This window comes from Vibrio sp. 1151_11 (genome assembly GCF_029478525.1).
GTDB classification, from domain to species: domain Bacteria; phylum Pseudomonadota; class Gammaproteobacteria; order Enterobacterales; family Vibrionaceae; genus Vibrio; species Vibrio anguillarum.
The window spans coordinates 69,264-90,187 of record NZ_SHMN01000016.1; the positions used below are offsets into that span (position 1 = coordinate 69,264).

The 20,924-nt window shown below is 41.8% G+C and carries 19 protein-coding genes, 1 tRNA gene and 1 pseudogene; 16 read left to right on the plus strand and 5 right to left on the minus strand.

Annotation, left to right across the window (positions count from 1 at the left end; genetic code table 11):
* Positions 1–263 precede the first annotated feature (263 nt).
* Complete coding sequence (locus tag EXZ60_RS12585; RefSeq protein ID WP_017042825.1) at positions 264–659, minus strand: DUF296 domain-containing protein; 396 nt, start codon at positions 657–659, stop codon at positions 264–266.
* Positions 660–824: 165 nt separating this feature from the next.
* Between EXZ60_RS12585 and EXZ60_RS12590 the strand changes: the two genes are divergently transcribed.
* Positions 825–1,493 (plus strand): glutathione binding-like protein, encoded by a 669-nt coding sequence (locus EXZ60_RS12590; protein WP_013867809.1) that lies wholly within the window; start codon positions 825–827, stop codon positions 1,491–1,493.
* 74 nt (positions 1,494–1,567) lie between these two features.
* Entirely contained in the window at positions 1,568–2,065 is a 498-nt protein-coding gene (locus tag EXZ60_RS12595) for an RNA-binding S4 domain-containing protein (protein ID WP_277435791.1), read from the plus strand.
* Positions 2,066–2,124: 59 nt separating this feature from the next.
* Here the strand turns inward: EXZ60_RS12595 and EXZ60_RS12600 are convergent, their stop codons facing one another.
* Together EXZ60_RS12600 and EXZ60_RS12605 are read right to left on the minus strand one after the other, a co-directional pair.
* Entirely contained in the window at positions 2,125–2,313 is a 189-nt protein-coding gene (locus EXZ60_RS12600) for a hypothetical protein (RefSeq protein ID WP_013867807.1), read from the minus strand.
* Positions 2,314–2,348: 35 nt separating this feature from the next.
* Complete coding sequence (locus EXZ60_RS12605; protein ID WP_277435792.1) at positions 2,349–4,700, minus strand: fatty acid cis/trans isomerase; 2,352 nt, start codon at positions 4,698–4,700, stop codon at positions 2,349–2,351.
* Between the two features lie 248 nt (positions 4,701–4,948).
* Here EXZ60_RS12605 and EXZ60_RS12610 point away from each other — a divergent pair, with 248 nt between their 5' ends.
* Entirely contained in the window at positions 4,949–6,946 is a 1,998-nt protein-coding gene (locus EXZ60_RS12610) for a methyl-accepting chemotaxis protein (protein WP_277435793.1), read from the plus strand.
* Between the two features lie 163 nt (positions 6,947–7,109).
* A tRNA-Gly gene (locus EXZ60_RS12615) sits at positions 7,110–7,184 on the plus strand.
* Between the two features lie 81 nt (positions 7,185–7,265).
* On the opposite strand, the gene EXZ60_RS12620 is transcribed toward EXZ60_RS12615, so the two are convergent.
* Positions 7,266–7,478, minus strand: a complete 213-nt coding sequence (locus EXZ60_RS12620) for a cold-shock protein (RefSeq protein WP_013867804.1) — start codon at positions 7,476–7,478, stop codon at positions 7,266–7,268.
* Positions 7,479–7,653: 175 nt separating this feature from the next.
* Positions 7,654–9,018: a GGDEF domain-containing protein gene (locus EXZ60_RS12625; protein WP_017046915.1), complete on the minus strand. Its 1,365-nt coding sequence runs from the start codon at positions 9,016–9,018 to the stop codon at positions 7,654–7,656.
* A gap of 114 nt (positions 9,019–9,132) precedes the next feature.
* Here EXZ60_RS12625 and EXZ60_RS12630 point away from each other — a divergent pair, with 114 nt between their 5' ends.
* From EXZ60_RS12630 to EXZ60_RS12685, 12 genes and pseudogenes are all read left to right on the plus strand, one after another.
* Positions 9,133–9,501 (plus strand): late competence development ComFB family protein, encoded by a 369-nt coding sequence (locus EXZ60_RS12630; protein WP_013867802.1) that lies wholly within the window; start codon positions 9,133–9,135, stop codon positions 9,499–9,501.
* Positions 9,502–9,511: 10 nt separating this feature from the next.
* The gene (locus EXZ60_RS12635) at positions 9,512–9,796 is read left to right on the plus strand and encodes an HlyU family transcriptional regulator (RefSeq protein ID WP_277435794.1); all 285 of its coding nucleotides are present in this window, start codon (positions 9,512–9,514) and stop codon (positions 9,794–9,796) included.
* Between the two features lie 289 nt (positions 9,797–10,085).
* Positions 10,086–11,636, plus strand: a complete 1,551-nt coding sequence (locus EXZ60_RS12640) for a Re/Si-specific NAD(P)(+) transhydrogenase subunit alpha (RefSeq protein ID WP_088733374.1) — start codon at positions 10,086–10,088, stop codon at positions 11,634–11,636.
* Positions 11,637–11,647: 11 nt separating this feature from the next.
* Positions 11,648–13,024, plus strand: coding sequence for a Re/Si-specific NAD(P)(+) transhydrogenase subunit beta (gene pntB / locus EXZ60_RS12645; RefSeq protein WP_017046914.1), 1,377 nt, complete (start codon positions 11,648–11,650; stop codon positions 13,022–13,024).
* A 151-nt stretch (positions 13,025–13,175) separates the two neighbouring features.
* On the plus strand, positions 13,176–14,630 hold the full coding sequence (vxrA, locus tag EXZ60_RS12650; RefSeq protein WP_013867798.1) for a sensor histidine kinase VxrA: 1,455 nt from the start codon (positions 13,176–13,178) through the stop codon (positions 14,628–14,630).
* Entirely contained in the window at positions 14,605–15,264 is a 660-nt protein-coding gene (vxrB, locus tag EXZ60_RS12655) for a response regulator transcription factor VxrB (protein WP_013867797.1), read from the plus strand. The genes vxrA and vxrB overlap by 26 nt, the downstream gene beginning before the upstream one ends.
* A complete protein-coding gene (locus EXZ60_RS12660) occupies positions 15,261–16,145 on the plus strand; it encodes a DUF2861 family protein (RefSeq protein WP_017042833.1) in 885 nt (294 codons plus the stop codon). The genes vxrB and EXZ60_RS12660 overlap by 4 nt, the downstream gene beginning before the upstream one ends.
* A 60-nt stretch (positions 16,146–16,205) precedes the next feature.
* Positions 16,206–17,396 (plus strand): conjugal transfer protein TraF, encoded by a 1,191-nt coding sequence (locus EXZ60_RS12665; RefSeq protein ID WP_094163305.1) that lies wholly within the window; start codon positions 16,206–16,208, stop codon positions 17,394–17,396.
* A gap of 45 nt (positions 17,397–17,441) precedes the next feature.
* Entirely contained in the window at positions 17,442–17,597 is a 156-nt protein-coding gene (locus tag EXZ60_RS12670) for a YoaH family protein (RefSeq protein ID WP_013867794.1), read from the plus strand.
* A gap of 183 nt (positions 17,598–17,780) precedes the next feature.
* Positions 17,781–17,885: pseudogene (locus EXZ60_RS12675) on the plus strand (hypothetical protein); the annotation flags it as partial.
* A 288-nt stretch (positions 17,886–18,173) separates the two neighbouring features.
* Positions 18,174–19,343, plus strand: a complete 1,170-nt coding sequence (locus EXZ60_RS12680; RefSeq protein WP_277435795.1) for a hypothetical protein — start codon at positions 18,174–18,176, stop codon at positions 19,341–19,343.
* A gap of 652 nt (positions 19,344–19,995) precedes the next feature.
* Positions 19,996–20,883 carry a LysR family transcriptional regulator gene (locus EXZ60_RS12685; RefSeq protein ID WP_064626157.1) on the plus strand — a complete coding sequence of 296 codons (888 nt, stop codon included), beginning with the start codon at positions 19,996–19,998 and terminating at the stop codon, positions 20,881–20,883.
* Positions 20,884–20,924 lie beyond the last annotated feature (41 nt).

Consider the following 20,924-nt stretch of genomic DNA (forward strand, 5'->3'; position numbering starts at 1 on the left):
GTTTTCCTAGGTATTCAGTTTAGCGAATCAGTGATGTGCAGACGCCAAATCAGCAGAACATAAACAATGGTTAAATAGGCGGCGAATTATACAGAGTTATTACAAAAAGAACAGATGTGAGAGATAGCTCACAGACGGAAATTGCTCAACGTCGAATTGCCTATCGTTATTGGGGAGAAATGGGTGAATAAAAAACACGCTTCACCACATTTTACAGAATGCAGACTAGTATATGTGCATTCACTTTTATCATTAAAGGGATTTTAACAAGGTGCCACCAGCTCACTGTAGCCCGTTTGATTATCAAATTCTCGCTCAAACACTAAGTCAGGGTAGGAATGTAAAATCAGCTCTGCGGTAGTATTGACAAGACAACCATCTAAAAGATGACCACCGATCACTTTGCCTGTTTTATCTGCAACCGCAATGTGCAAGTGTTGATGAGATGCGGTTAGCGTGCCTATCAAAGAGACAATTTCAAATGCATCAACAAGGTGTAGCTCTGAAGAGCCATCAGCGAGGCGGATGCGCACTTCAGATAGGCACCCGACACAAGAAGCGATGTTACCCGCTTGTATGTTCTCTTGCTTTATCAACGCGGCAATGGATTGCTTTAAGTCGTGGCCTTTTATTAAGCGAGACACTGTCACTTTTATCATGGATAATTCGTTATAAAATTATGGTTGTGTTTAGTTTATCGTGCATGAGAGTTTACGTCTAAAGAGATTACTGCTTATATATCCTTGTTGAGACACAAAGTGGCAATTTTGCTATTTGCTTAAATCCGTTGAGCAACGCCCATCATTTCACCGAGGAACCGACGAATGATTGAACTGTATACCGCCGCAACGCCGAATGGTCAGAAAATCTCCATTGCATTAGAAGAAATGGGGTTGCCATACAAGGTCAACGCTTTTGATCTTTCAACCAATCAGCAAAAAGAGCCTGAGTTTACGGCCATCAATCCGAATGGACGTATTCCCGCAATTGTAGATAAAGATAACGATGATTTTCCAGTATTTGAATCTGGGGCAATTTTGCTTTACTTAGCAGAAAAAACGGGAAAATTTTTGCCCGTAGATCCGAAAGCCCGCTCTCAAGTGATCCAATGGTTAATGTTTCAAATGGGAGGCGTAGGGCCGATGATGGGGCAAGCTAATGTCTTCTTTCGTTACTTTCCAGAAAAAATACAACCTGCCATTGATCGTTACCAAAAAGAAGGGCGACGTCTATTTGAAGTCATGGATAGCCAATTAGAGCATCACCGTTATCTTGCGGGTGATGAATATACCATCGCCGATATCGCAACATGGCCATGGGTGAGAATTTACGAATGGAGTGGCATTAATATTGACGGGCTCGAGCACCTACAACGTTGGTTGGCGGAAATCGCGCAACGCCCTGCAGTGATTAAGGGGCTTACCGTGCCACCACCAAGTCAAGAAAGCGATGAACAGCGAGCGGAACGCATTCAGAAAATGGTGACAAGGTAACCTGAGTGATGTGTGTATGACAAAACGGTGGGCTTATCAGTTCAGTTGAAGTATTTAACTGTGGTTCCTAATTTGTGCATTTAGCATTACACTGCGTGAAAATTCGTGATAAGAAAAACGTAATGATTAACGATAAAGACACATTAGAAAACGAAGAAATTGAAATAGAGGCGATTGGTATTGAAGTTTCGTCGCAACCTATTGAGCTTTATAAGGTGCTAAAGATTGCTAACCTAGTGGATGGTGGCGGGCAAGCAAAATTCCTGATTAGCGATGGTTACGTGGCAGTCAATGGAGAACTTGAAACTCGAAAACGACGTAAAATGTACAATGGGGATTTTCTTGAATTTAACCAGGAGTACTACGTTGTATTGTGTGATCAACCCGTGACTGAAGTACTTGAAACTGATGTGACGTCGGTAGTGGCAGCAACAAATGTGCCTAAGCCGAAGCAAAAGGCGTCAGAAACCAAACCGGCTAGAAATAAGCCGACGACCACAAAGAAAGAGAACTCCGATGCACCTAACAGCAAAGATATTGAAAGTGGCCGTAACTCAATAGACTTTTTCTAATTTTCTGTTTTTTAATGATCTGATAAATAGACGGGAGCGATATGGCTCCCGTCTTTTATTCAGCGCCATTCGTCATTTGTCGTCGAACCGCTATTTAACCCATTAGGATCATCATCAAAAGGGTGTTGTGCCTTATACAGTAACACTTCCAACTGATGTTCTAACTGATTGACTGTCTCATAGTCACCTTCAGAACAGGCTACATAAATTTGTTGTTCTAGTGCTTCAATGCTGTCGCGTATGGTCATTTGGCACCTCTCATCTCACCCATTAAAGGTGACTTTTATCTGTTTTCAAATCTATTGTAGTCAAGTAAACCAGATTCGACAGGTTGATTTTTTCGATACCATGTATGAACTTTATCGCTGAACGGCCAAAACTTCGAAGAACTGCGGCGAATGGCGAACCTATCGAGTAACTTAACGTAGTCCTGCTCATTTTGCATTTTACTCAATAACATCACCAATTCTGCGATCTCGTGTTCATGCAATGACAAATAAGCAGAAGGGTAACTGCCAATGACACCTCTCACTAGAGTCAAATCATCATTCGCTGGGTCACGGTTGCTTTGTTCATCAAATAGACTTGAAATATTGAGATGGGCGTTATTGTGTAACAAAGTAAACAGTTGATCCTCTCCGTTTTCAGCCGTGATCATCAACATCATAATTTGTGGCACAGCCAACAACCCTTCACCTTTGATCTTATTAATGCTATTTAACATCTGTTCACTACGCTTTGAAAAACCAGTGTCAATTATCGAATAACGATTTGATAACACAGGTTGAAGCTCAGACTTCAAAAGATCAAACAACTCAGATTTTGGATCTTGCGTGTGGTAAACAATACTGGTCGGTTGATCAAAAGGGGCAACGTTACGTTGCAAAAAGTCACTGAGTTGAGTGCTTTGATTTTGATACCAACTTGACTGCTCTTGGTGCCTTATCTCTCTAGGCAGCAGAGAGACAAAATTACTTTCACCTTCAAGACGCAGAAAATCCATAAACATGCGAGTAATGAGCTGGTGGCCGAAATTGCCGTAAACATCAAAACCCGCCACCAGTAAATAATGGATTCTTTCTAGTAGGGCATAGTCTAACACCCATGCTGTTTTGGGTTTTTCTCCCACTAAACCTTGCACTACCGATGCACTATCGAAATGCCTAAAAATAGTCAGTGCCGCATTCGGGTTATAGCCATCACCCATCCACAGTACATCCGTGGTTAAGTTCTCGCCATTTTTGAACCACTGATTAGTAAATTCAGACTTTGCCTTCAAATAACGTGCTTGTTGATGCGCATAACGGACCCAATGAGTAATAGGCAACGTGTTACTTTCCAACTCGCTTGGCAGTTTTAGATTCGCGGCTTGCGATCGATAAAATTGATTCACTTCGGGTAAATCAGCTTTCTCTGGGTCTAGAAAGAACACCCAAAAATGGTCGTTAATAACATTCAGGGCTAGCTGGCCACGACACACTGGCCCTTTGATGAAAGCCATGATGGTGTTTTGAGCATTGTCTAACATAAATCGAAAGCGTGCTTTAACCGGAAGGGCATCAAATGCCGTCATCGGATTGGCGGCAACTTCAATATCATAGCTAGGCAAAACCGAGACTTGATAATTAGGTTGAATGAACCATGATTGCCAATCATCAAGACGTTTTTTATTCAACGCATAGGGTAAATGAGTTTTATCTACGATACTGCCTTGCTCAGGAATCAAACGGTAGTAGACGCGTTCTACACCAGGATTATCGTAAGGACGCCTTGTCGCAATTCGGTTAACCGGCTCGCCTGGGGGCGTTGTCGAACGTATCAAAGTGAAAAATCTAGGCTGACCAGCAAGTTCAGAAAAATAAAGGTGAGAAAGAAAAAGATGCTCGTAGATATAACGAGCCATTAACTGATTCTTTGCTGTACCTTCATTTAAAAAGTTTTCGTATTGCGCAACCGATTTCTCCTGATCAGAAGTGAGCGGAATATGACCATTCATGATTGCGCCATCTCTGAGCCACGTGAGTAGCGTATTGTATTCAAGAGGGCTAAGATTTGGCATGCCATAAGGCATTCCCCACGTTGGGTGATCTTGTTTGTACTGTCCGTACTTTTCAATTGTTGGACAAACTTGTTCGCGATCTATCGAAAAATCAAAACCTTTTAGCTGATCTGGTTCTGGTAACGGATGTTCCTCTTTTTGCATTAATAATTTCGCGACTAATCCTGCTTCTAGATTCGCGGTAGGCGTTTGAGATCTCTCGTTCAGCACAGGATGAAAACCAAAATCTCGCCACTGCTCTGTGTATTGTGCATCTTCAAACAAACGGGTAGGAGCCGACGCCGTCAGACGCGTACCATGATAAACCAACGCTTTACTGGCTCCACGATCAATCCCTTCAACTGAAGACATTTTTAGCTGGCAGGGCGCATCATAACAGGCGTGACAGACCACGCAGCGCTGATCGATGATGGGTTTAACATCATTTAAAAAGAAAGAGGCTTCTTTTGAATCTACTGGCGATTGTCTTGATTGAACGCTTGCTTCACCAAACTGTTGGTCATAGTTCAAGCCCGCATACATTGCACATCCTGAAAAAAACACGATGCTAAGAATAATAAGTCGATGAAAAGACATAACATGAGAAATTTAGGAATATTTGTCCCAATTAAAGCAAAGATTAACAAAATGCACCACAAAACGATGAAAATAGCGCATTAGGGATGATAAATCGCCCGAGTGGAATAAAACGCCACAACTGAACGCACAATGCTCAATTTAGGGTTATAAGACGAGTATACGGTAGACTCGCATTGGCTATACGCATTTAATAAACCCATTGAACCCGCTATAGTTAAACGAAGAAAATTTTGAGGAGTCAAAGGATGAAACTCTCGATATCAGGGAAGTTGCAATTAAGTTTTTTATTGCTGGTGGTGCTTCTTATCATTTCGACCTTTTTTACCTATCGCAGTATTACGCAAGTCGAAACTCACACCAATTCATTGCTGCAAACGGATCTGCCAACCGTGAATACTAGCCGAAATATTCAGCAGTCGATGCAAGAGGTTATTTCAACGTTACGCGCCTATTTATTGGTGGGTTCTCAAAGTGCAGTGGGTGCAGCGCAACTGACAAAACTTGAAACTATTATTGGACAGATGGACAAAACGGTACCGGTGTTAGAAACGCTGATTCTCAGTGAGCAATACACCGCGATCATAAGCGAATGGGCTGCAATCAAAGCGCATATCCAAGGCATCGTATTATTGAGCCAAAGTGAGGATAATTTACCTGCCCACACATTATTCATTAACGAGGCCGCCCCCATAGCAGAAGTTGCACTTGACCAGTTACAAGGGCTGATTAACGACGAGTCGACTAACAAAGAAGGAGGGGAGCGGAAACGTCTCTTTAAATTGTATGCTGACAGCTATAATTCGTTAGCTAATGCACTGGCATCGTTGCGAGATTTCTTACTGTATGCGAAGCCTGAACATCTCGAAAAATATCAAGACCTAATTAACTCTCACAACCAATCTGTTGCTGAAATTGTGGAAAAGTCCTCTTTGCTATCGGATGATGAACAGAGTCTGTGGTCATTATTTAATGAGATGCAGCAGCTTTATTTCCCACTCGCACAGCAGGTGATTGCAATACGCCAATCTGAGCAATGGAACGGCGTCAATCAAAAAATGGCCACACAACTTATGCCTGCCGTAGATAAAATGACTAACCGTCTTGAAGATGTTATCGCCACTCAACAATCAAAAGCAGAGCAAAGTGGCGAAAGGATGAGTCGTAGCATTAGTAATGTGATTAACGTGTTATTTATCATGATTGCCGTGACTGTTTCAGTTGCTGTTTTGCTTTCCAATTACTTAGGTAAGAATATCGGCCGCAGAGTGAGTCGAATCGGAAAGAGAGCCGAAATCATTGCGGCAGGAGATGTCTCTCAACCAGCACTTTTGTGTGAAGGTAGCGACGAGCTCTCTCAGCTTACCGCCGCGATAAACAATATGAACAACTCACTGCGAACGATCGTTCAGGGAGTCAGTACCAAAGCGCAACAGGTCAGTCAAAACATGGATGAGCTTCTGAACTATAACTCAAACACTCGGCAGCAAGTACAGCAGCAGCGAGCAAGTATTGAGCAGGTTACAGTACGTTTGAGCGATGTGGCGCAGTATTCTATGGCGACCGCAGAAAAAGCTGAACAATCTACGCAATCTCTTTTGTTATCACAAAATGAGCTCAAAGAGGGAGCCTCGGCGCTAGAACAAAATAGAAAAAGTATTGATAAGCTTGATCAAACCATACAAAAGGCAACGCAATTGGTGCTCGATCTTAGTCGAGAAAGCGAATCGATTGGGCGTGTGACCGAAGTAATAGAGGGATTAGCGGAACAAACTAACCTTCTGGCCTTAAATGCGGCGATTGAGGCCGCAAGAGCCGGAGAATATGGACGAGGCTTTGCTGTGGTAGCGGATGAAGTTAGGTTGCTGGCGACTCGAACCACTCAATCAACCACAGAAATTAACACTATTATAAACGCCATACAGTCAGCGACTGCGGCTGTGGTCAATGAAATTAACATGAGTCAGAACCTTGCCAATGAAGGTGCGGCGCAGACCATCCACGCCTTCAACAAAATGATGGACGTACAAGGAAAAATAACGGCCTTAGATAAGGAAATGCACCAGTTATCCTCGGCGGCCGATCTGCAACAACAATCAACACACCAAATGACTCAATTCATGCAAGAGGTTGTCAATTCGGTGGAAAGTGTGGCAAGTATTAGCCAAATCTCAAACCAAACGTCAGCGCAAGTAAAAGATAATGTCACTGTACTCAATCAAGAAATGGAAAAGTTCAAAATCTAAACGCAAGAGTAGATATTCAATTGAGTTAAAAACAACCAAAAGCACACAAATCTCAACCAATTGAATTTACTTTGTTTATTTACTGTTCGCTTGAACGGGTTTTGATAAAAAATGGGTTTTCTTTTTTGCTAACTGTGGCATAGTGAGAGCGTCAATTCGGTGCGCGGGCATCGTATAATGGCTATTACCTCAGCCTTCCAAGCTGATGATGCGGGTTCGATTCCCGCTGCCCGCTCCAATATTCTCGTATTTATCCAGTCTACTAGAAACAAAAAATCCACCCTAGAAAGAGTGGATTAGAGTCGTTCTTTTTAAAAATTTAAACGGGACTGACGCTCTCAGCTTGTGGCCCTTTTTGACCATCAGTGATCACAAAACTCACCTTTTGGCCATCGACTAAGTTGCGGCGCCCTTCACCTGTAATAGCGGAAAAATGTACAAATACATCTTTGCTGCCATTATCTGGGGTAATAAAGCCAAAACCTTTATCTTGGTTGAACCACTTTACAATTCCGTTTACTTTTTCACTCATAATCTTACTCTTGCTATGTTGTTTTGACGTTGCGAAACAGTTGCAACATGAATAACTTAACCAAAGTATTTTGCACAATCTAATGAAGTTTCTGTGAATGTGATGTACGCCTTGTTGAATATCAAATTTTGCGATTTCTATACCAAAATGTGATGCATTAAATCAAGGTAACTGTTCATACTTCAACTCTATTTCTGCCATTTTGTTTAGCTTTATAGAGCGCTTGATCCGCAATTTTTAACACTGCTTCAGGTTTTTCTGAGGCGTAGCTATCAGCAACGCCAATACTAACGGTAATAGAGACGAGATTTGATGGTGTTTTCTGCTCACGCTTCTTGGAACCGAGCTTATCGTCTTTTGGTCTGTCTTCTGCGTTCCTAATAACCATTTGGTACTGTTCAATATCTTTGCGAAGCAAATCTAAGTAGATTGCAGCTTGCTGTGCATTTTTTCCTTTAAATAGGATGGTAAACTCTTCACCACCGTAGCGATAAACACGTGCGTTTCCTTGAGTCAACAATAAACGGCTAGCAATCAACTTAAGCACATCATCGCCAGTGTCATGACCATAGTGATCATTGAACTGCTTAAAATGGTCTATATCTAGCATCGCTATCGCATATTTTTTGCCTAAGTATTTGATGTCAAGATCTAAGGCGTGGCGACCTGGGATACCCGTTAAGCGATCAATAAATGCCATTTTATGGCCCGCCGAAATTAGATATAAGATCAATAAAACCCCGGCTAGAGAGAAAAGTGTGCTTGAGATATAACTCACGTGGAAAAAAATAAAGGTGACGGAGGAGAGTAAAATACTGGCGTAAATGCTGGTGTCTAAGATCTGGTTTCGCGTGAGCACAAATATTGCGGAGACCCCAATTAATGCCAAGAGGTACATCACCAACAAAAATGGCAATTTCGATATTTTCGGTATAGTTACTAACAAAACCTGGCTAAAATTCTCAAATCCGCCATCACTGACGTACATCAAAGTAACAACGGCCCAAAACATTAACAGCAGCAAAATAGCGATGTATAAGCCATAAGTTTTACTCAATACAGTAGCATTACTTCCTAACGCATAAGGTACTAAACACAAAACGGGTAATAACAAACTTAATAACGAAAGCTCTAGCAAGGTTGTTCCCGTAGAAAGGGGCATCTGTAAGCGCCACTGGATGATTGCGTAGGCCACCATCATCGCTGTCGAGATCATAGCCAAACGCCCTTGCTTAAAAATGTGTCCTAATGCGATTGCTACCGTGAAAAGAATATAAGGCAGGTTACTAGCGAAGCCAATATTGGCGCTAGTGATCAGAATGACGTTTTCCATCCCCAACATAATGGCTATTAGCAACCCTATTGGGAATAAGAATCGAAACCAATGAGATGATACAAAACTTGTCGGCATTAATAATACAAATATGACCTTTGTGGCATTTAAAATTAAAATTGATAATAAGGCCCATAGCATACTTTTATTTAATAGATTGCCAAGCTTTTTGCTAGACTTACTAAATGAAAGCGAGCACTTGAACAAAGTTTAGACGACAACGCATCTAAAAGTTGTATAAAATCACCAAGGTACGCTAAGTTGTTACTGCTAAGTTCTATCTAAATATTTTGATTAGTACGAAGAGGAAGGAGTGTAAGGATGCAAATCAGTGTTGATGTACATAATTACATGGAAACACTTGTCGGACGCGTATTGGCTGAAGATAAGTATGTAAATCACTATGATAATGAGCAGCTTGCCGATCTCGCTTGCTTATCCCTTGCTCAATTGAGACCGATCTATATTCGATACGACATAGATTTTCTCTCTGCGCTACCTGAAGAAAAATTGGTCATACTTAAAGAGAATGCACAAGTTGCCGTTGAATCGGCGGAAAGCATGATCGTTAATGATCGACGTAGACACAGAGAAGATGATATTCCTATCATTCTAGGCCAATTGCGCTTTGACGATAACTTAGAACTAGAGTGGTTCGAGAAGCCGATTATTGAAACAAACAAGTCTTAAAGGAGTTCTTGTGGGATTTTTTTCTCGTTTATTTAATCAAGGGCCAGGCAATGACTCAAAAATGAAGCTTTTGGATCCCATTGAATATAAAGGTTTTTTAATTTACCAAGATGCAATGTCTGAATCAGGGCAATATCGTGTCGCTGGTAAAATTAGTAAAGATGTTAATGGTGAAATATGTACTCACCGTTTTATCCGCTCCGATGTCGTAGCTAGTAAAAGCGACGCTGATGAGCTTATGCTTAAAAAAGCAAAAATGCTCATCGATCAGATGGGCGAGAAAATCTTTTCCTAACATCGTCCAACTTGATAAAAATCATAATGAATATCCTCATTAGTCGATACCCTTATTCATTGAGTAAAATACATGGCTAATACCCTGTTTTTATAGAGCTTTGTGATAAGTGGTTCGACCTCTGCTTTGTTTGGATGTCGTTGTGTTTTTGTCTTTCACCTATGACAATCACTCATTACTTAACCTTATATGTAATAGCATTTTGTATTTTTATTACAAACTGCTTGCAGTTATGCTGGTGGTTAGATAAAAACAGAATAATCATTGTGCCAATAGTCAAGGAATAACTATGCAAATTGGTGTACCAAAAGAGACCCTTACGGGTGAAACACGGGTTGCAGCTTCACCGAGTTCGGTAGCGCAATTAATCAAACTAGGCTTCGACGTCTCCATTGAAACTCAAGCTGGGGTTTTAGCCAGTTTTGATGATGCGGCTTTTGAGGCGGCTGGTGCCACGATTGTTTCGACACAAGATGTTTGGAATTCAGACATTATCTTGAAGGTCAATGCGCCGATTGTTGATGAAAAACAATCGATTGATGAGGTTGCTTTGATCAAAGAAGGGGCAAGCCTAATCAGTTTTATCTGGCCTGCACAAAACCCAGAATTGATGGAACAGTTATCAAGTAAAAAAATCAACGTGCTGGCGATGGACTCAGTGCCGAGAATATCCAGAGCACAAGCTTTAGACGCTTTGTCATCAATGGCTAACATTGCTGGCTACCGCGCTGTTGTTGAAGCTGCACATGAATTTGGCCGCTTCTTTACAGGGCAAATTACCGCAGCGGGCAAAGTCCCGCCGGCAAAAGTACTGGTTGCTGGAGCTGGCGTTGCTGGCCTCGCTGCTATCGGTGCCGCAGGAAGTTTGGGGGCAATTGTACGAGCTTTTGATGTTCGCCCAGAAGTAAAAGAACAAGTTCAATCAATGGGTGCAGAGTTTTTGGAAGTCGATTTCCAAGAAACGGCTGGTTCAGGCGATGGTTACGCCAAAGAGATGTCTGACGACTTTAATAAAAAGGCCGCTGAACTGTATGCAGCGCAAGCTAAAGATGTCGACATCATTATCACGACGGCTTTGATCCCTGGACGTCCAGCCCCTAAGCTGATCACCAAAGAGATGGTCGACAGTATGAGCGCTGGTAGCGTGATCGTCGATCTTGCAGCTGCAAACGGGGGGAACTGTGAATACACGGTTGCCGATCAGGTGATTACAACCGCCAATGGTGTGAAAGTGGTCGGTTATACTGATATGGTTGGCCGCTTACCAACACAATCCTCTCAATTATATTCAACAAACATCGTTAACTTGCTGAAATTGTTATGCAAGGAAAAAAATGGGTCCATCAATATTGACTTTGAAGACGTTGTTTTACGTGGTGTGACGGTCGTGAAAGAAGGCGAAATAACGTGGCCAGCACCACCGATCCAAGTCTCTGCTCAACCGCAAGTCAAGACCGCACCAACTAGACCTGAACCCAAAAAACAAGAACCCGTTTCTGCGACGAAAAAAATTACTGGCTTAGTTGCTGCCGTTGGCGCTTTTGCTTGGATCGCATCGGTCGCACCTGCGGCTTTCTTAAGCCATTTCACCGTTTTTGTTTTAGCGTGTGTTGTGGGTTACTACGTCGTTTGGAATGTTACTCATGCTTTACATACTCCTTTGATGTCCGTTACCAATGCAATTTCCGGCATTATTGTGGTCGGAGCTTTATTGCAGATAGGTCAAGGGAGTGGTGTGGTCACTTTCCTCGCGTTTATCGCTGTTTTAATTGCAAGCATTAACATCTTTGGTGGTTTTACAGTCACCAAACGTATGCTTGAAATGTTCCGTAAAGACTAAGGGAGTAATATATGTCTGCAGGATTAGTACAAGCCGCATATATTATTGCTGCTATCTTCTTCATCATGAGCCTTGCTGGATTATCAAAGCAGGAATCAGCAAGAGCTGGTAACTACTATGGTATAGCGGGTATGGCTATCGCACTCATCGCCACTATTTTTCGTCCAGATGCGCAGGGCTTAGCTTGGGTATTGCTGGCGATGGTAATTGGGGGCGGTATCGGTATTCATTATGCTAAAAAAGTAGAAATGACCGAAATGCCCGAACTTGTGGCTATTCTCCACAGTTTTGTGGGCATGGCTGCGGTATTAGTGGGTTATAACAGCTATATCGATGCGCCAATTGTACTCGATCACGCTGAACACGTGATTCATTTGGTTGAAGTGTTCATTGGGGTATTTATTGGTGCCGTCACCTTTACAGGATCTATCGTCGCCTTTGGTAAACTGCGTGGAATCATTTCGTCGTCGTCGCTCAATCTCCCTCATAAGCATAAGCTCAACCTCGCGGCCATTGTTGTCTCCACATTATTAATGATTTACTTTGTTAATAATGGTGGCAGCATGTTTGCATTGATTATTATGACTCTGATAGCGTTCGCGTTTGGCTACCATTTGGTGGCTTCGATTGGTGGTGCAGACATGCCCGTTGTGGTATCGATGCTTAACTCCTATTCAGGTTGGGCAGCGGCAGCGGCTGGCTTTATGTTAGCGAATGATTTGCTGATCGTAACCGGAGCACTGGTTGGTTCTTCAGGTGCCATTCTTTCTTACATTATGTGTAAAGCGATGAACCGCTCTTTTGTTAGTGTGATTGCCGGGGGCTTTGGTCAAGATGTGGCTATCAGCGCAGACGTTGAGTACGGTGAACACCGTGAAATAAACGCTGAAGAAGTAGCCGAAATGCTGAAAAACTCTAAGTCAGTGATCATCACTCCAGGGTATGGCATGGCAGTAGCTCAAGCACAGTATCCTGTTCACGAAATCACGGAGAAGTTACGTGCACAAGGCATTAAAGTTCGCTTTGGTATTCACCCAGTAGCGGGACGTTTGCCTGGCCATATGAACGTACTGCTTGCTGAAGCAAAAGTGCCTTATGACATTGTGTTAGAAATGGACGAAATAAACGATGATTTTACTGAAACGGATACGGTTTTGGTGATCGGTGCAAATGACACAGTAAACCCAGCAGCATTAGAAGATCCGAACAGTCCGATCGCCGGAATGCCAGTGTTGGAAGTATGGAAAGCGCAAAATGTCATTGTATTCAAGCGTTCAATGAATACTGGCTACGCAGGTGTACAAAACCCTCTTTTCTTTAAAGATAATACCTATATGCTTTTTGGTGATGCAAAAGAGAGTGTAGACGCCATCTCAAAAGCGTTATAGCATCTACGATTAGGATAATGAAGAAGCCAGCAAAATGCTGGCTTCTTCTGTTTTTGAGCAATCATTATTGACATGGATATAACACGTGCAATGTATTATTAGTTAATAATGTTATATAGTTTTTAATCTAAACCATTAATGAAAATAAAACTTGTTTAAAGCGATTAAGACCTACTTTTGGGCTATTTTAGTTCTAATACCTATTCAAACCTATGCCGATTCGTTGCCAGAACGCATCGACCTTTTTGCGTCGCTTTTTGATTATAGTACCGCTGATGTAAGTTATGATATCCGTACTTTGCAGGTTGATTATCCAACTCGCTTATTGACTCCCGAATCAATGTTACCGCAAACGGCTGAATACCCTTTAAAAGATCTACAGTTGTTATACAAATTATCTCAAAGCTGTACAGGTAAGTTGCCGCTGAGCCCACTCATAACAGAGCCATTAGTCTTCACGAGAGCTATCTGTAAAGGATCTCAATTACCATCGAAATGGTTTGCGAGAAGCGCTTTGATTCACCCAGGAGGTGGAACATATGCGGCTCGTTATGTGAAAAAATACCCTGAGAAATTTGTAGAATTGCAACAATATATGCACATACGAGAGCGCACCAAAGCAAGTGTGGATTCTTTGCTTGGCCGCATCCAAAACATGAATGAAGATACGATCTTAGCACTTATATCAGGTGCAACCATGTTTGTAGAGAACAGCGATCTTTGGCTGAGAAAAGGGGATATGTATTACGTTTTTAACGAAGACGTATGGTTAGACAACGCGAGTAAAGCAGGACTCAGCTATAGCATGGCCTCGGAAAATTCGACCTGTTTTATTCAAAGAGGCAACATTTGTTGGAATGTTGAAGATCATTCCAACGTGTTACGGATAAGTATGGTAATTCTTGTCCTAGCTAACATAATACTTGTATTAGGCTGGTCCCTTTATCGTTGGAATTCAAAACGACAGGAAATGAAAAGTCGTATGTTGGTGCTGCAGATTCTTACTCACGAGCTCAGAACACCCATTGCAAGTCTATCGCTAACCGTTGAAGGATTTAGGCGCGAATTTGAAAGGTTACCATCAACTGTTTACGATGAGTTTAGACGCCTATGCGAAGATTCCAGACGTTTACGGCAACTGGCCGAAGCCAGTAAGGATTATTTACAGTCAGAGAGCAGGCCGCTTGCAACAGACTGGGTACCTTCCGTTGAAGAATGGTTACAATACAAAGTGGAAGAAGAGTTTCGTGAAAGCATAGATCTTGTTATAAACAAAGATATTGCAGCTAAACTGAATGTTTATTGGCTTGGGACATGCATCGATAACTTAATTAGAAACGCAGTAAAATACGGTGTTGCTCCAGTTACGTTAGAGGTAACAACTAAACAAAATTCAATCACGATCAAAGTTACAGATCAAGGTCTGTTAAATCATCGAGATTGGAGAAATTTACGTAAACCTTTTGTCAGCAAAAGTGGCTTAGGTTTAGGTTTGACTATTGTAGAATCAATGGTAGGTCGGATGGGTGGTAAGATGACACTCGCAGGACCGCCAACCACATTTATATTGGAGATCCCCTGTGAAACAGACATTGCTTCTCGTTGAAGATGATAAAAACCTTGCCGATGGCTTATTAGTAAGCCTTGAACAAGCAGGGTATGACTGTTTACATGCAGAAACTATTGCAGATGTTAAACAGCATTGGGACAGTGCAGACTTAGTCATCCTCGATCGCCAATTACCCGATGGCGATTCTGTTCAGCATTTGCCAGAATGGCGTAAAATAAAAGAGTTGCCAGTAATTCTTTTAACCGCACTTGTTACGGTCAAAGACAAAGTGGCCGGATTGGACGCGGGGGCAAATGATTACTTAACCAAGCCTTTTGCCGAGGCTGAATTATTTGCACGAATTCGAGCCCAACTTCGTTCACCAGAATCAGAAGGGCAGGATGACACGAAAGTGGTTACACCCAATCTTGTTATTGATAAAGCCACAAGAGAAGTTTTTTTTAAAGAAGATTCAATTACCTTAACGCGTACTGAATTTGACTTACTCTTATTTTTAGCAAGCAATCTCGGGAGAGTGTTTACGCGTGACGAATTGCTTGATCATGTATGGGGTTATAACCACTTTCCAACGACAAGAACCGTAGATACCCACGTGTTGCAATTGCGCCAAAAACTTCCAGGCTTAGAGATTGAAACCTTACGCGGTGTTGGATACAAGATGAAAGCGTGATGCAGAAATCTCGTTTACTATTGGTAGGCATAGCATTTGTGACTATTCCTACCAAAGCACAAAATGTTGAGTGGTTTGATCAAATCACACCGCTTACCCAAGCGCATCAGAATCTTTTAAATAATAATTTAGAAGCAATGTTTAACTCACTTGTCGAAGTGTGGCAGCTTGAACATAACAAAAACATTCAGAGCCATCTCAATGAATTATTATTACAATCATTAACCGTTGATTGCGGTAAAAGTTTAGACAAAAAACCACTCCCTGAATGGCTTAAATCAATCACCATTAATAGGCAAGAGATCCAGAGCCCAGGAAGAGATGCATTTCATGTTGATATAGAAGTGGACGCTGAAAAACCACTTGCTGATATCAGGCTGGCGCAGTGGGTTGATAAAAGTTTATCAACCGATAGCTTGTTAACGACCACTTCGAGTGACAGCGTCACTGGAAAGGCACATTACTTAAAGCGTTATAATCTCAATAGTAAAATTACAATGGGTTTATACCGTCTTGATATAACAGCCAAAGATCAGCAATCTTGGAGCGCATGGATTGTGCTTGGTGAACCCAAAGCAAAGCAAATTGTACGTTGGGCTTCAAAAGATCAATGGCAAATTGAAAAAAAAGCGCTACTTAATCCATATTGTCCTTTACCTGAACTCAATGTATCGCTGTATGATTATATCGATGGAAAATACTCTGAAATATGGAGTCAACGCTACGAGTCTGAGTATCCTAATGAACTTGAAATCACTAATTTAGCTGCAGACCGTTATGTACTAGCGGTATCAATGACTCAACAACGTTGGCAAGGGCCGATTATCATTGAGCAATCTCAAGTAATCAGTAAAACCTACGATGTTTCAGTAGATGAATAATTAAAGATAATAGACAATGTGCCGTTATAGACACAAAGGAAACGACACGTTTATAACATTATGAAAAATTTCATTAAAATACTCCCACTTGCAGTCGTACTTACACCCTCTTTCAGCTTCGCAGCCAATTATGCAATAGAGGCGCGAGGGGATGCGATGGGTGGTGTAGGGGTTGTATCTGCGAACTTTCTCACTGCTCCATTTTATAACCCTGCACTTGTGGCTATTTATCGTCGTAACGATGACCTAGGTATGATCGTTCCCAGTTTCGGGATTTCTTATAATGATGAAGACCACATGGTCGATGATTTAGACAGCATTTCAAGCTTCATAGAAAAAAAAGATTACACAAATACTGAACAGCTGCAGAAAAGTTTAGATAATTTACAAAATGATAAACTAAAAGCCGAAATTGGCGGTGTTGTCGCCTTTGCCATTCCTAACCAATTTATAGCGGCTAATTTATTCGCCAAAGCCTATACCGAAACGTTTGTCACTCCTGATATTTACAGCGGCGAAAATACTGCGTCATTAACTCCTGAGCTACAAACTGTCGAAAACGCAGAGCTCAGCGCAGTGAACGCTGTTTCCGTTGGGGTAACAGAAGTGGGTTTCTCGCTAGCCAAGTACCAAACATTTTTAGGCCAACATATTGCCTTTGGTGTAACACCTAAACTTCAACGCATCTACACCTATGTATATTCAGCAAGCGTAACCGATTACGATATCAAAGATGCACGAGATAATGGCCAAGGTGAAACCATGTTCAACCTTGATGCCGGCGCATTGTGGTTTTATGGGCCTTTAAGAGTTGGATTTTCCGCAACCAATTTAGTCAAGAGAGACATTCAAACTCAATCTTACACTAAGAGTCTTAAGAGCCAATTCGGTAAAACACGAGACATCAATATTGGCTACGCATACCAAATGAGGCCACTTTATACAGTAGGCGTAGGCATTGTTGCAGACTATGCCACATTAAGCGTGGATTATGATCTTAATGAAGAAGAGCGCTACACTAATTTTAATGACAATACACAGATGATTCGAGTAGGTGGTGAAATCGATATCATGCGTCAGTTAAAATTAAGAGCAGGATATAAGAAGAACTTAGCATACGATAATGTTGATGGAACAATCACAGCAGGGGTAGGGATCTCACCTCTCAATCTCTTCCAACTGGACATTGGAGCTAGCTATACAAACGATAATGCGATGGGAGCTTACATAAATTTCCTTGCTAGTTATTAACTCGATCTCTATAGTCAGGCTCCTAATCAACCGGAGCCTTTTTAAATGTTTGATGATATTCCAACTTTATCTCACCAAGAACAGCAAGAAGCTGTTGAGAAAATTCAACAACTAATGGCTCAAGGTATCAGTACCGCAGAAGCCATAAAAATCGTTGCATCCCAAATTAGAGCAGAAAAATCTGCAGATAAAACGAATTAATTCTCAACCTAACTATTTCCATTGCATAAGAGCGTTCACTCATTAGTGGACGCTTTTTTGTATCGAGAAAACCCCCAGCTAGGCTGGGGGTTCCGTAAAGCTTACGGCTATAAGTCAGTTATAACCCCTTTCAATTTGATAAAAACGTCTTGTGGTCTGGCAACTGTAAGAGTTAATTAAGAATTGAAAGGGGGTCCCAATTGGGACGAAGAGAGCTTAGCGCACACGCGATGGAATTGTAAATATCATGTGGTTTTTGCACCTAAGTACCGAAGGCCGGTGTTCTACCAGACTTCGCAGGGATATCATCCAAATGCTCACCAACGAGCAAGTGGGTAGCGTATATTCTCGAGTGTTGGTGCTTTCAGCGATGTTCTGTTTAACCGGTTTTGTAGCAAAACTTGGCCATTGGTCTAAGTATTTGAGTGAACTTAGCTGATCAGATAATTTAGTTCCATGATTTAGGAAATAAAGCCATTTTATGTAGGATTTTTCTGGGATTATGAGTCGTCTATTGTCTGCTTTTACTGATGATTATATTGTTAAGTGAATGAAATCTAGTCTAGGAATCTCGGAATGATAACCAATAACATAACTAATGCTCAACTCAGCGGCATTGGCATTGAGCGAAACGCTCCTCAAGTGGGTCCCCAAAACGTCGAGGCTTACCTTGCAACGATTGAGAAAGCCCAGAAAGACCTTGAAAAAATCGATCCTTCCATTGCATCAGTCGATGAGCAATCAGCAGATTCTGAAGTACTAGCTATGGTAGCGGCTCATCAAAAACAAGTTGTCCAGTCTATGGTGGGTAGTAATCCTGAGGATGCTATTGCATTGACACTAGCCGCTGGTATCGAAGCATGCAGTGCTCGACTTGAAGCGATACAGCAACAAGCTATGGGCTTAGGTGTATTTGTAGATTCCATGGAAGCGATGTGGGAAGACATATCAAAAACATCACCATTAACAGGGTATGCGTTAGAAGACGCTTTTCAACTAGTGCTTATGGATGTATTGATCCACATTGACGATTACAATTTAACAGCGGATGAAAAAGATGCCCTTCAACGTTTTATGGAGTGTGGTGGTTCAGGGATGCATGGTTCTCATGAAAACTATGATCAAAATGAATTTGTTGCTGACCTTCCTGGACTTTTTAACAAAATTCATGACCACGCACCCAAGGACAGTTTTGCTTATACAATTACTGATTCTATGAAAAATAATTCTGGTTGCCCCGGGGCTTTAGTAACGCAATTTCAGGATAATTGGGGTACTGCTAGTGAATGGTATTCTAACTGGACTAATGGCATAGGCGATGTCTCTCCAATTATGCGTATGGCATTACTCTCTAGTGTGCTGACTGATTCATCTGTGGAAATCTCCAGCGACGAATATAATATGTTTCTTACTGGTAGCCTGTCTGATATTGATACCTTTATGAACGAAAAGTACGGTAAAAATACCATTGAATACATTAACGAGGATCTTGCTATGTGGAACTATTACTTCGATCCTAGTGAGAATCCAGTTACCGGTTTTGGTATGAATTTCCATTCTTCTAGTGGAATGCAGGTAGACTACTTCACTGCATTATCAGAGAATTTACCTTCTCGACCTCTCACCGACGAGGAGCTGAAAGAAGTCAACCGTATCGGTGATCAGGTAAGAATGCTGCAAGAGACTCTCAAATATTGGTTGCAAATTTGCCGAGACGAGCTAGTGGCCATTGCACGTAACATCTAGTTCAGAACGGTCAATTAGGTCGGTCGAAATAAAAATGGGTTGTGGCATCTGAAACACATATACACATTCAAGCATTCAAGAGGGACTGCCAACGCGTGGCGGCTTTAGCGCAAGTGTTTACAGTGGGTTTTTGAGTTCGGCGGTGCGTTGTTAAACACCGCTGTAGCTTCAAGTAGGAAGAGAATATAACAATCTAGAGTTACGGATGTGATGAAAATTACCATTTTTCTGTATTCACGCTCTTTTTGAACTGAGTCGCTAAAAACGTTAGCAATACGTTAAAAGCTGTCTATATTTTTCCAGTCTGCTAGAATCGCGTTGTTTATATTTTAGCCTTTAATTTTACACACTTATCGAGGTTTTACATGGAGCTTGGATTAATCATCGTTTTTATCGTGGCTGCAGCGGTCATGGTTAAGAAAGAGATGTCAGAAAATAAGAAATAGACTCACTCATTGATAACTTTTCTACCCCTTTTTAAATGAATGTGTCTCAAAGCCAGTATTAAACTGGCTTTGTTATTTCTACGATTTTTGGTTCCAAACCAGTTCTCCTCGTCTATTTTCCATCCCGTCAGAGATACCACAACGATGATAAATAAGGCATACTCGTTATTGCATACTCACTGCAATTTCACCAAAGGATGTCCATTTTGCAAAGTCCAATTACCTTAGAAGCGCTTCATATTTTAGATGCGATTGATAGACGAGGCAGCTTTGCTGCGGCGGCAAATGAGCTAAGCCGTGCACCATCATCGCTGAGTTATCAGATCCAAAAATTGGAACAAGATTTAGATATCACTATTTTTGACCGTTCAGGGCATAAAGCGACGTTTACTGAAGCCGGCTTGCTCATTCTTGAGCGGGGTAGAGCCATTTTATCGGCGACAGAAAAATTGGTGAATGACGCAACTTTGTTAGCGAATGGCTGGGAACTGGATTTGACGGTCGCATTTGACGGTATTATCCCTATTCATAATTTTTTCCCAATGGTTGAAGCGTTAGGTAATGTCAGTAAAACACGAATCCGTCTTCAAGAAGAAATTTTAGCGGGGTGTTGGGAGTCACTTTCAACCGATCGAGCCGATTTGCTGATTTGCCCACGTATCGATACGTTACCACAAGATGTAAAAGCAGAAACCATAGGAACTATGTCAATGGTTTGGGTAGCGGCCAGCTCGCATTACGTGCACAAACGAAGCGGTGCATTTGATGAAGAAGCAAGGCAAAAGTATCGAGTGATTGCGATTGCCGATACCGCGCGTGACCAGCCTGCAATGAGCGTGAATATTTTGCAAAAACAGCCGCGTCTGACGGTAACTAATTTCAGCGCAAAATGTGCCGCGTTAGTGGAAGGGTTAGGTATTGGCACATTACCTAAACAGATAGCAGAGCCACTGATCGCCTCAGGTAAACTGAAAGCAATCAGCGGATCTGAAGAAAAATCGATGCAGATCATTATGGCATGGCGGCGTAATAAAATGGGCGAAGCAAAGTCGTGGTGTGTGCAATACCTCAAGAAAAACTGGGTGCTAAGTTAAAATTTTGGGCGGATCGCAGTGATCAAATCTGATCGCTACGG

Bases quoted from the DNA above. Each gene is read 5' to 3' on its own strand.
- EXZ60_RS12585 (WP_017042825.1), bottom strand. From the start codon at position 659: ATGATAAAAGTGACAGTGTCTCGCTTAATAAAAGGCCACGACTTAAAG.
- EXZ60_RS12590 (WP_013867809.1), top strand. From the start codon at position 825: ATGATTGAACTGTATACCGCCGCAACGCCGAATGGTCAGAAAATCTCC.
- EXZ60_RS12600 (WP_013867807.1), bottom strand. From the start codon at position 2,313: ATGACCATACGCGACAGCATTGAAGCACTAGAACAACAAATTTATGTA.
- EXZ60_RS12605 (WP_277435792.1), bottom strand. From the start codon at position 4,700: ATGTCTTTTCATCGACTTATTATTCTTAGCATCGTGTTTTTTTCAGGA.
- EXZ60_RS12610 (WP_277435793.1), top strand. From the start codon at position 4,949: ATGAAACTCTCGATATCAGGGAAGTTGCAATTAAGTTTTTTATTGCTG.
- EXZ60_RS12620 (WP_013867804.1), bottom strand. From the start codon at position 7,478: ATGAGTGAAAAAGTAAACGGAATTGTAAAGTGGTTCAACCAAGATAAA.
- EXZ60_RS12630 (WP_013867802.1), top strand. From the start codon at position 9,133: ATGCAAATCAGTGTTGATGTACATAATTACATGGAAACACTTGTCGGA.
- EXZ60_RS12640 (WP_088733374.1), top strand. From the start codon at position 10,086: ATGCAAATTGGTGTACCAAAAGAGACCCTTACGGGTGAAACACGGGTT.
- pntB (WP_017046914.1), top strand. From the start codon at position 11,648: ATGTCTGCAGGATTAGTACAAGCCGCATATATTATTGCTGCTATCTTC.
- EXZ60_RS12665 (WP_094163305.1), top strand. From the start codon at position 16,206: ATGAAAAATTTCATTAAAATACTCCCACTTGCAGTCGTACTTACACCC.
- EXZ60_RS12670 (WP_013867794.1), top strand. From the start codon at position 17,442: ATGTTTGATGATATTCCAACTTTATCTCACCAAGAACAGCAAGAAGCT.
- EXZ60_RS12680 (WP_277435795.1), top strand. From the start codon at position 18,174: ATGATAACCAATAACATAACTAATGCTCAACTCAGCGGCATTGGCATT.